The organism is Pseudomonas sp. SDO5522_S412 (assembly GCF_054071215.1).
The window spans coordinates 1-10,337 of record NZ_JBSVWQ010000197.1; the positions used below are offsets into that span (position 1 = coordinate 1).

General features: G+C 60.8%; 10 protein-coding genes. 7 read left to right on the forward strand and 3 right to left on the reverse strand.

The features are described from left to right. Positions 1–144: 144 nt before the first annotated feature. Complete coding sequence (locus ACW9I6_RS26105; RefSeq protein WP_457340011.1) at positions 145–1,638, reverse strand: CoA-acylating methylmalonate-semialdehyde dehydrogenase; 1,494 nt, start codon at positions 1,636–1,638, stop codon at positions 145–147. 39 nt (positions 1,639–1,677) lie between these two features. Then, positions 1,678–3,027, reverse strand: a complete 1,350-nt coding sequence (locus ACW9I6_RS26110) for an aspartate aminotransferase family protein (RefSeq protein WP_008430786.1) — start codon at positions 3,025–3,027, stop codon at positions 1,678–1,680. Positions 3,028–3,152: 125 nt separating this feature from the next. Here ACW9I6_RS26110 and ACW9I6_RS26115 point away from each other — a divergent pair, with 125 nt between their 5' ends. The 4 genes from ACW9I6_RS26115 to ACW9I6_RS26130 all read left to right on the forward strand — a co-directional run bounded on the left by ACW9I6_RS26115 (position 3,153) and on the right by ACW9I6_RS26130 (position 6,895). Further along, a complete protein-coding gene (locus ACW9I6_RS26115; protein ID WP_087693467.1) occupies positions 3,153–4,073 on the forward strand; it encodes a LysR family transcriptional regulator in 921 nt (306 codons plus the stop codon). Positions 4,074–4,159: 86 nt separating this feature from the next. After that, positions 4,160–5,554, forward strand: coding sequence for a uracil-xanthine permease family protein (locus ACW9I6_RS26120; protein ID WP_003211176.1), 1,395 nt, complete (start codon positions 4,160–4,162; stop codon positions 5,552–5,554). 87 nt (positions 5,555–5,641) lie between these two features. Next, a complete protein-coding gene (locus tag ACW9I6_RS26125; protein WP_003211175.1) occupies positions 5,642–6,301 on the forward strand; it encodes a TetR/AcrR family transcriptional regulator in 660 nt (219 codons plus the stop codon). A gap of 12 nt (positions 6,302–6,313) precedes the next feature. Then, positions 6,314–6,895 (forward strand): IMPACT family protein, encoded by a 582-nt coding sequence (locus ACW9I6_RS26130; protein ID WP_102368022.1) that lies wholly within the window; start codon positions 6,314–6,316, stop codon positions 6,893–6,895. A 302-nt stretch (positions 6,896–7,197) separates the two neighbouring features. On the opposite strand, the gene ACW9I6_RS26135 is transcribed toward ACW9I6_RS26130, so the two are convergent. Next, positions 7,198–7,590, reverse strand: a complete 393-nt coding sequence (locus tag ACW9I6_RS26135) for a hypothetical protein (RefSeq protein ID WP_008430778.1) — start codon at positions 7,588–7,590, stop codon at positions 7,198–7,200. Between the two features lie 83 nt (positions 7,591–7,673). On the opposite strand from ACW9I6_RS26135, the gene ACW9I6_RS26140 reads away from it, so the two are divergent. The 3 genes from ACW9I6_RS26140 (at position 7,674) to ACW9I6_RS26150 (ending at position 10,242) form a co-directional block, all read left to right on the forward strand. Next, positions 7,674–8,024 (forward strand): MerR family transcriptional regulator, encoded by a 351-nt coding sequence (locus ACW9I6_RS26140; protein WP_003211171.1) that lies wholly within the window; start codon positions 7,674–7,676, stop codon positions 8,022–8,024. Positions 8,025–8,050: 26 nt separating this feature from the next. Next, positions 8,051–8,737: an SDR family oxidoreductase gene (locus ACW9I6_RS26145; RefSeq protein WP_102605232.1), complete on the forward strand. Its 687-nt coding sequence runs from the start codon at positions 8,051–8,053 to the stop codon at positions 8,735–8,737. Between the two features lie 146 nt (positions 8,738–8,883). After that, on the forward strand, positions 8,884–10,242 hold the full coding sequence (locus tag ACW9I6_RS26150) for an 8-oxoguanine deaminase (protein ID WP_457340012.1): 1,359 nt from the start codon (positions 8,884–8,886) through the stop codon (positions 10,240–10,242). The last annotated feature ends 95 nt before the right edge of the window (positions 10,243–10,337 follow it).

The window sequence follows — 10,337 nt, forward strand, 5'->3', positions numbered from 1 at the left end:
GTTTCGACTGCGCCGGAAGTGGGGCGAATTATAGACTTCCAGAATCTGCCGTCAACACCTTTTTTCACAATACTGTCATATCGGTCAAAAAAGCCCTAAAAAGCAAAGGCCGGCCCCAAGGGGCCGGCCTTCTACTTACCGAACCTACAAGCTAGGAAAGGCAAACTGCGACGCCTCATGACTGGCCCGTTGCGGCCAGCGCTGGGTAATCGCCTTGCGACGCGTATAGAACCGCACCCCATCCGGCCCATAGGCATGCAAGTCGCCAAACAGCGAGCGCTTCCAGCCACCAAAGCTGTGATAAGCCACCGGCACCGGCAACGGCACGTTGACGCCAACCATACCCACTTCAATCTCGTCACAGAACAACCGCGCCGCCTCACCGTCACGGGTGAAGATACAGGTGCCGTTGCCGTACTCGTGATCGTTGATCAACTGCATGGCCGCTTCCAGGCTGTTCACCCGAACCACACACAGCACCGGCCCGAAGATCTCTTCTTTATAGATGCGCATCTGCGGGGTCACGCGGTCGAACAAACTGCCCCCCAGGAAGAAGCCATCTTCATTACCGGCAATACTCAGGCCACGACCATCGACGACCAACTCAGCACCCGAAGAAACGCCGTCCTCTATATAGCCACTGACTTTATCGCGCGCCTGGCCAGTGACCAGCGGCCCCATGTCCAATCCACACGTGGTGCCCGCACCAATCTTCAGCGCCTTGATCTGCGGCACCAGCTTGGCGACCAATGCGTCAGCCACCTGGTCGCCGACACACACGGCAACAGAGATCGCCATGCAACGCTCACCGCAAGAACCATACGCCGCGCCCATCAAGGCACTGACAGCGTTATCGAGATCCGCATCCGGCATCAGCACCGCATGGTTCTTCGCCCCGCCCAACGCCTGTACACGCTTGCCGCGCTTGGTGACTTCGGAATAGATGTACTCGGCGATCGGCGTCGAGCCGACAAAGCTCAACGCCTTGACTTCCGGCGCTTCGATCAACGCATCCACCGCGCCTTTATCGCCATGCACCACACTCAGCACGCCTTTAGGCAAGCCAGCTTCCTGCAACAACTGTGCAATCAGCAGCGTCGAGCTTGGATCACGCTCCGACGGCTTGAGGATGAAGCAGTTACCGCAGACGATCGCCAGCGGATACATCCACAACGGCACCATCGCCGGGAAGTTGAACGGCGTAATACCGGCCACCACACCCAACGGCTGGAAGTCAGACCAGGCATCGATATTCGGGCCAACGTTACGGCTGTACTCGCCCTTGAGGATTTCCGGCGCCGAGCACGCGTACTCCACGTTCTCGATCCCGCGCTTGAGCTCACCGGCCGCATCTTCCAGGGTCTTGCCATGCTCTTCGCTGATCAGCTGGGAGATACGCGCTTCGTTCTGCTCAAGCAATTGCTTGAAACGAAACATCACCTGGGCACGCTTGGCCGGTGGCGTGTTACGCCAGGCCGGGAAAGCTGCCTTGGCCGAATCGATGGCGCTTTGAATGGTTTCACGGCTGGCCAACGGCACCTGGTGAATCACCTGGCCAGTCGACGGGTTGTACACGTCGGCAGTGCGACCGTTTTCGGTGACCAATTGGCCGTTGATCAAATGCTGGATGAGGCTCATGCAGGGCTCCTGAAAAGTTGTTCTATATAGAAGGAGGAATCAGTCGATCTTGTTCAGCACTTCGCCGACCGCATCGAACAAGCGATCCAGGTCCTGCGGCTTGCTGTTGAAGGTTGGGCCGAACTGCAGGGTGTCGCCGCCAAAGCGCACGTAGAAGCCGGCTTTCCACAAGGCCATGCCCGCTTCGAACGGACGCACGATGGCATCACCATCACGCGGGGCAATCTGGATCGCACCGGCCAGGCCATAGTTACGAATGTCGATCACGTTCTTGCTGCCCTTCAGACCGTGCAGCGCATTCTCGAAATGCGGTGCGACTTCGGCCACGCTCTGCACCAGGTTTTCCTTCTGCAGCAGGTCGAGTGCCGCCAAGCCAGCCGCGCAGGCAACCGGGTGGGCCGAGTAGGTGTAGCCGTGCGGGAATTCCACCGCGTACTCAGGCGTCGCCTGATTCATGAACGTCTGATAAATCTCGGTGCTGGCAATCACCGCGCCCATCGGGATCGCGCCGTTGGTGACTTGCTTGGCAATGCACATCAGGTCCGGGGTCACGCCGAAGCTGTCAGCACCAAACATCGAACCGGTACGACCGAAGCCGGTGATCACTTCGTCGAACACCAACAGGATGTTGTGCTGATCGCAGATCTCACGCAGACGCTTCAGGTAACCCTGCGGCGGAACCAGCACGCCGGCAGAGCCCGCCATCGGTTCAACAAACACCGCAGCGATGTTCGACGCATCGTGCAACTCGATCAGCTTGAGCAGCTCGTCCGCCAAGGCAATCCCGCCCAGCTCCGGCATGCCACGGGAGAACGCGTTGCTCGCCAGCAGGGTGTGAGGCAGATGGTCAACATCCATCAGCCCCTGACCAAAAATCTTACGGTTACCGTTCACGCCGCCCAGGCTGGTGCCGGCGATGTTCACGCCGTGATAACCACGGGCACGGCCGATCATCTTGGTCTTGGTCGCCTGGCCTTTCAGGCGCCAGTACGCACGCACCATCTTCACCGCGGTATCGGCACACTCGGAGCCGGAGTCGGTGAAGAACACATGGTTCAGGTTGCCCGGCGTCAGGTCGGTAATCTTTTCTGCCAGCTGGAACGACAAAGGATGACCGTATTGGAAGCCCGGCGAGTAGTCCAACGTACCCAGTTGCTTGGAGACCGCTTCCTGGATTTCCTTGCGAGTGTGCCCGGCGCCGCAGGTCCACAGACCCGACAGCGAGTCATACACCTTGCGCCCCTTGTCATCGGTCAACCAGCTGCCTTCAGCTGCCACGATCAGGCGCGGGTCACGATGGAAGTTGCGGTTGGCGGTGTACGGCATCCAGTGCGCGTCCAGCTTCAATTGGCTGGCCAGGGTGGACGGAGCGTTTTCGGGCATGTTCATGAGCAAAACCTCGCAAGGCAAAAGGCAGCGTCGGGATTGAAAAGCGTTGTTGCAGCTAAATTGCCACGGGGATAAAGTCGGTGAAATCCAACTCTTCTAACCTTCAGTCAGGCCTTCACTAAACTATGAGCAGCCGTCGACCCGACCCACTGGCCCAAGTCAGCGACTTCGATATCCGCCTGTTGCGCATCTTTCGCAGCGTGGTGGAGTGCGGTGGCTTCTCGGCGGCGGAAACCGTTCTGGGGATTGGCCGCTCGGCCATCAGCCAGCAGATGAGCGATCTTGAACAGCGCCTTGGCCTGCGCCTGTGCCAACGCGGGCGGGCGGGGTTTTCCCTGACCGAGGAGGGACGCGAGGTGTACCAGTCGGCGTTGCAGCTGCTCAGCGCCCTGGAAAGTTTTCGCACCGAGGTCAACGGCCTGCACCAACACTTGCGCGGCGAACTGATCATCGGCCTGACCGACAATCTGGTCACCCTGCCCCACATGCGCATCACCCACGCCCTGGCACAGTTGAAGGAACGCGGCCCGGATGTACAGATCCAGATCCGCATGATCGCCCCCAATGAAGTCGAACAAGGGGTGCTCGACGGTCGCCTGCATGTCGGCGTAGTCCCCCAGGCCAGCGCCTTGTCGGGACTTGAATACCAGCCGCTGTACAGCGAACGCTCGCTGCTCTATTGCGCAGTGGGCCACCCGCTGTTTTACGCCGACGACAAGCAACTGGACGACGACCGCGTCAACAGCCAGGACGCCATCGCCCCGACCTTCCGCCTGCCCGCGGATATCCAGGCGCACTACCAGGCACTCAATTGCACCGCCAGTGCCTCGGACCGCGAGGGCATGGCCTTCCTGATCCTGACCGGCCGCTACATCGGCTACCTGCCCGACCACTACGCCAGCCTGTGGGTACAACAAGGCCGACTGCGCGCGCTGAAACCGGCTACACGTTTTTACGATTTGAGCCTCGCTTCGGTCACGCGCAAGGGCCGCCGCCCTCATTTGGTGCTGGAAAGCTTCCTCGAAAGTCTGGCCGCAACGCGCTAACACGGGCCTTACAGAAAAACCTGAGCAACTGGACAGCTTTTTGCAAGACAAGGGGATCTCGAACCGCCAGCCATGAGTTCCCCGCCATGCCGCCAGAATCCAACACCCCCAGCGACCTGATCTACGGCCTCAACGATCGGCCCAAACCTTTGCCTGCATTGCTTGCCGCGTTGCAGCATGTGTTGGCTGCCTTCGTCGGCATCATCACCCCGCCGCTGATCATCGGCTCTACCCTGGGCCTGACCGCCCACCTGCCCTACCTGATCAGCATGGCATTGATGGTTTCCGGTGTGGGCACCTTCATCCAGGCGCGCAGGCCGTTTGGCATTGGCGCCGGGATGATCTGCCTGCAAGGCACCAGCTTCGCGTTTCTCGGCGCCGTATTGTCGGCCGGGTTTCTGGTCAAGCAACGCGGCGGCAGCCCGGAAGACATCCTGGCGATGATTTTCGGTATCTGCTTCTTCGGCGCCGCAGTGCAGGTCGTGTTGAGCCGTTTCATCGGTCAGCTCAAAAGGGTAATCACGCCGCTGGTGACCGGCATCGTCATCACACTGATCGGCATCAGCCTGATCAAGGTCGGCATCACTGACCTTGGAGGCGGCTTCAATGCCCCGGACTTCGGCGCGCCAACCAACCTGGCACTCGGCCTGTTCGTGGTACTGACCATCATCCTGCTGAACCGCTCGAACACGCCATGGGTACGGCTCTCCGCCATTATCATCGGCCTCGCACTGGGCAGCCTCGCCGCCTGGTTCAGCGGCAAATTGGTGCCCCAAGCCTTGCCTGACTTGCCATTGATCAGCCTGCCTACACCGTTCCACTTCGGTTTCAATTTCGATTGGAGCGCTTTCCTGCCGGTAGCACTGATTTATCTGATCAGCACCATCGAAACCGTCGGCGACCTCACTGCCAATTGCATGATCGCCCGCCAGCCCATCAGCGGCCCTTCCTATATAAGCCGACTCAAGGGTGGCGTACTGGGAGATGGCATCAGTTGCATGATCGCCGCCACCTTCAGTGCCTTTCCCAACACCACATTCGCCCAGAACAACGGCGTGATCCAGCTGACCGGCGTGGCCAGCCGTTACGTCGGCTTGTACATCGGCGCGGTACTGTTTTGCCTCGGGCTGTTTCCGTTGATTGGTGCGGTGCTGCAGCAAATCCCCAAGCCGGTGCTGGGCGGCGCAACCCTGGTGATGTTCGGCAGCGTAGCGGCGGCCGGCGTGCGCATTCTCGCCCAGGCCCCGCTGGATCGGCGCAGCATGCTGATCATCGCCACCTCGTTCGGCGTCGGCCTGGGGATCGCGGCGCAACCGAACCTGCTGCACCTGATGCCAACCCTGGTGCAGAACCTGTTCGACTCGGCCATCACCAGCGGCGGCCTGACCGCCATCGTATTGTGCCTGCTGCTACCTGAAGCCAAGGCTCCCGTGGATGCCGCAAACCGGACCCTGGAAAGCGACACTCTGGAGCCGCTTTAAGGGTTTTATCGTATCGGGACTTGTCTGGGGCTTGAGGGTGGGTTATCTGTGCACACGTCGCCTTCATCGATCTGCACGGAAACCTCCATGAGCCTCGAAGTTCCTGCCCACAGCAACCACGCCGGAAAACCTGCAAGCCGCATTCGCCAAAAGAACGAACAAGCGATTTTGCAGGCCGCCGAAGACGAGTTCGCCCGTCATGGCTACAAAGGCACCAGCATGAACACCATCGCGGCGAGTGCCGGGTTGCCGAAAGCCAACTTGCACTACTACTTCACCAACAAGCTGGGCCTGTACATCGCGGTGCTCAGCAACATCCTCGAATTGTGGGACAGCACCTTCAACACCCTGACCGCCGAGGATGACCCGGCGGCCGCCCTGACCCGCTATATCCGCACCAAGATGGAATTCTCCCGGCGCCAGCCACAAGCCTCGCGGATCTTCGCGATGGAGATCATCAGCGGCGGTGAGTGCCTGACCGAATATTTCAGCCAGGACTACCGCGCCTGGTTCAGCGGCCGTGCGGCGGTATTCCAGGCCTGGATCGACGCCGGCAAGATGGACCCTATCGACCCGGTGCACCTGATCTTCCTGCTGTGGGGCAGCACCCAGCATTACGCCGACTTTGCCACCCAGATCTGCCGCGTGACCGGGCGCACCAAGCTGACCAAGCAGGACATGGAAGACGCCGGCACCAACCTTATCCACATCATTCTCAAAGGCTGCGGCATCAAGCCGGCCCTCTAAACGAAGTTACCCATGCCTTTCACGCTTACCGGCCTTTGCGAGTTTCGCGAAGAAATTCGCAAAAGCCGCTTCATTACCCTCGCCGCCCCGATCAGCAGCCCCCAGGACGCCCAGGCCTTCATCGACCAGCACAGCGACCTGAACGCCACGCACAACTGCTGGGCCTGGAAACTCGGCGATCAATACCGCAGCAACGACGACGGCGAACCCGGCGGGACGGCCGGGCGCCCGATCCTGGCCGCGATCGAAGCGCAGGATTGCGACCAGGTCGTGGTGCTGGTGATCCGCTGGTACGGCGGCATCCAACTGGGCACCGGCGGCCTGGCCCGCGCCTATGGCGGCGGCGCGAACAAATGCCTGCAAGCCGCCGAACGCGTCGAGCTGATCAAACGGGTGCCGCTGAGCTGCTCCTGTGGTTTTGCCGAGCTGCAGTTGGTGAAGCTGCGAGTGGCCGAACTGGGTGGGCTGGTGATGGAAGAAACCTTCACCGCCAATGGCGTCGACCTGCAGCTGGCCCTCGGCGAGGCACATATCGACACCCTGCAAGCGCAGCTCGCCGACCTGAGTCGCGGGCGCATTCTGCTGGAGCGCTGAAACTGCCCACATCTACTGTGCACCTGCCTGTGGATAACCTGAGCACACTCGCCTGTAACCCTTCTGTCACAAGGGTTTCAGACGGTTGTACAGTTTTTGTTCAAGGCACTGCACGAAAGTATTAATCCAGCTCAAAAACAGTCAGTTAGGCGGGTTATGTCCTTTAGAACAAAGGGCCACAGCGCTTATATCCACCGGTCACGCTTGCGCACAATTACTGTGGAGCAACCTGTGGATAACCCGTGCAAGAGTCACCCCGCAGCAGAGCCTGCAACGTTCCGGCACAACTGAGCGTTTTTTGATCAACTTGCTGCTCGGCGCACCGGTATCAACTGAGCCACCGCCCACAGCACTTCAAACACCACGACAATCACCAATACAGTACTGGCACCATGGGCCAGCGCGTAGATCTGCCAGGTGGCAAACAGCACTCGGCCGGCGGCGTCGTAGCGGCCAAAGATCGCTTGTGGGTCGCGGATTCGCAGCACCGACCACACGCAGACAATCGAGCCCATCAGGTTCGCCATCAACATATGCACAGGCGCGAACGGCGGCAGCTCGCCGGGCAGGTTCAACGCCACCAGGGCGTTATGCAGCAGGACAAACGTCCAGGGTGTGACCAGTGCGGCGGTGACGATCAGGTCGTACCAACCGCTGGCCCGAACCAGTCGACGGTATTGGTGTGCGGTCCACATAGCCGTAAGCTCCTTAAATTCAAGAAGCCAGCAGGCTAAAGCCTGGAGTATGCTCCAGGGTCAAGCCCCCTTGAGCCCTCTACATGCGTATCGGCGAATTAGCCCAGGCCAGCCAGGTCAGTCGCGACACCCTGCGTTTCTACGAGCAACGCGGGCTGATTGCCGCGCAACGCAGTGCCAACGGTTACCGTGACTACCCCGCCGACATGGTGCAACTGGTGCTGTATATCAAGACCGCCCAGCGCCTGGGCTTCAGCCTGGGTGAAATCGGCAACAGCGTCGGCGCATTATGGCAAGCTCCAGACCCCGACAGCGCCGTGACCCAGCTCCTGCAAGACAAGCTCAACCTGATCGAAACCCGCATCGCCGAACTCGACCAACTGCGCCAGGAGTTGCAGCAAAGGCTCGGCCAGCGTTGTCCACTGAACCCGTGAACCTCCACCGTCAAAGGAAGCCATTCATGTCCACTTCAAAAACCGCACTGATTATCGGCGCCTCCCGGGGCCTGGGCCTTGGCCTGGCCAAGCAACTGCTGACGGACGGCTGGGAGGTGACCGCCACCGTGCGCGACCCGCAAAAGGCCGATGCCTTGAAGGCCTTGGGCGAGGTGCAAATCGAAAAGCTCGACATGGATGACCAGCAGGCGGTAATCGCCCTCAGCCAGCGCCTCAAGGAAAAAACCTTCGACCTGCTGTTCGTCAACGCAGGTGTCAAAGGCCCGGCCAACCAGGAACCGGGCCACGCCACCCTGGCGGAAGTCGGCCAACTGTTTTTCACCAACGCCGTGGCGCCGATCAACCTGGCCCAGCGTTTTGTCGGGCAGATCCGCCCAGGCACCGGCGTGCTGGCCTTCATGAGTTCGATCCTGGGCAGTGTCACCATTCCCGACGGCTCGGACCTGGCGCTGTACAAGGCCAGCAAGGCCGCCCTCAACTCCATGACCAACAGCTTCGTCACCCAATTGGGCGATCAGAAACTGACCGTGCTGTCGTTGCACCCGGGCTGGGTGAAAACCGACATGGGTGGCGAAAACGCCCACATCGACGTGCCCACCAGCGTGCGCGGCCTGGTTGACCAGGTGAATGCCTACACCGGCAAGGGCGGCCATCACTTTGTGGACTACAAGGGCGACACCATCGCCTGGTAAAAAAACCGGGATCGTTATCGGCCGATTGCCGTCGATAACGATCCACACGTAAACTGCGCACCTCGCCCTCCCCGGCGACCCTGGATCAGCAGACAGGGCAACACTGAGCTGGCAAACCTGAACCCATCATTCAGAGGAGCCGGCCAATGCCTGCGACCCGTATCTGGTTAAAAAACCCCCTCGCGATTTTCACTGCCAATGGCCTCGACGCCCGTGGCGGCCTGGTGCTGCAAGACGGTGTGATCACCGAAGTGCTGGGCTGGGGCCAAGAACCCGCCGTGCCCTGTGGACAAGTATTCGATGCCCGTGAGCATGTCGTCCTTCCTGGACTCATCAACACCCACCATCACTTCTATCAAACCCTGACCCGCGCCTGGGCGCCGGTGGTCAACCAGCCGCTGTTTCCCTGGTTGAAAACCCTGTATCCGGTCTGGGCCCGACTCACCCCGGAAAAACTCGCCCTGGCGAGCAAAGTGGCCCTGGCCGAACTGCTGCTCTCGGGCTGCACCACGGCGGCAGACCACCACTACCTGTTCCCGGACGGCCTGGAACAGGCGATCGACGTGCAGGTCGACAGCGTGCGCGAACTGGGAATGCGCGCCATGCTCACCCGCGGCTCCATGAGCCTGGGCGAGGCCGACGGCGGGCTGCCACCGCAACAAACCGTGCAGCAAGGCGAAGTGATTCTGGAAGACAGCCGCCGCCTGATCCGCCAGTACCACGAGCGCGGTGACGGCGCACAAATCCAGATCGCCCTGGCGCCCTGCTCGCCGTTTTCCGTCACCCCGGAAATCATGGAAGCCAGCGCCGAGCTGGCCAACAACCTCGACGTGCGCCTGCATACCCACCTGGCGGAAACCCTCGACGAAGAAGACTTCTGCCTGCAGCGTTTCGGCCTGCGCACCGTGGATTACCTCGACAGCGTCGGCTGGCTAGGCCCGCGCACGTGGCTGGCCCATGGGATTCACTTCAACCCGGAAGAAATCGCGCGCCTCGGTGCGGCCGGAACGGGGATCTGCCATTGCCCGAGTTCCAACATGCGCCTGGCTTCGGGGATTTGCCCGACCCTCGACCTGCTCGCCGCCGGCGCCCCCATTGGCCTGGGCGTGGACGGTTCGGCGTCCAATGATGCGTCGAACATGATCCTGGAAACGCGCCAGGCCCTGTACATTCAGCGCCTGCGTTACGGGGCGGAGAAGATCACCCCGGAGCTGGTGCTGGGTTGGGCGACGAAAGGCTCGGCACAGTTACTCGGCCGCAGCGATATCGGCGAACTGGCCGTAGGCAAACAGGCTGACCTGGCGTTGTTCAAACTGGATGAGCTGCGCTTTTCCGGCAGCCACGATCCAATCTCCGCATTGCTGCTGTGCGGCGCCGACCGCGCGGACCGGGTGATGGTCGGCGGTAAATGGCGGGTGATCGACGGGCAGGTCGAGGGCCTTGATTTGAAAGGTTTGATTGCCGATCACAGCCAGGCGGCGCGGGAACTGATCAACCGGACTTAACTGAAGAAACACTTTCCAAATGTGGGAGCGGGCTTGCTCGCGAAAGCGTTGGGTCAGTCAACACCTCTTGCGACTTACCCTCCGTCTTCCCGAAC

What these genes read in the sequence shown, in the direction of transcription:
- ACW9I6_RS26105 (WP_457340011.1), bottom strand. Translation starts at nt 1,638, where the DNA reads ATGAGCCTCATCCAGCATTTGATCAACGGCCAATTGGTCACCGAAAAC.
- ACW9I6_RS26110 (WP_008430786.1), bottom strand. Translation starts at nt 3,027, where the DNA reads ATGAACATGCCCGAAAACGCTCCGTCCACCCTGGCCAGCCAATTGAAG.
- ACW9I6_RS26115 (WP_087693467.1), top strand. Translation starts at nt 3,153, where the DNA reads ATGAGCAGCCGTCGACCCGACCCACTGGCCCAAGTCAGCGACTTCGAT.
- ACW9I6_RS26120 (WP_003211176.1), top strand. Translation starts at nt 4,160, where the DNA reads ATGCCGCCAGAATCCAACACCCCCAGCGACCTGATCTACGGCCTCAAC.
- ACW9I6_RS26125 (WP_003211175.1), top strand. Translation starts at nt 5,642, where the DNA reads ATGAGCCTCGAAGTTCCTGCCCACAGCAACCACGCCGGAAAACCTGCA.
- ACW9I6_RS26130 (WP_102368022.1), top strand. Translation starts at nt 6,314, where the DNA reads ATGCCTTTCACGCTTACCGGCCTTTGCGAGTTTCGCGAAGAAATTCGC.
- ACW9I6_RS26135 (WP_008430778.1), bottom strand. Translation starts at nt 7,590, where the DNA reads ATGTGGACCGCACACCAATACCGTCGACTGGTTCGGGCCAGCGGTTGG.
- ACW9I6_RS26140 (WP_003211171.1), top strand. Translation starts at nt 7,674, where the DNA reads ATGCGTATCGGCGAATTAGCCCAGGCCAGCCAGGTCAGTCGCGACACC.
- ACW9I6_RS26145 (WP_102605232.1), top strand. Translation starts at nt 8,051, where the DNA reads ATGTCCACTTCAAAAACCGCACTGATTATCGGCGCCTCCCGGGGCCTG.
- ACW9I6_RS26150 (WP_457340012.1), top strand. Translation starts at nt 8,884, where the DNA reads ATGCCTGCGACCCGTATCTGGTTAAAAAACCCCCTCGCGATTTTCACT.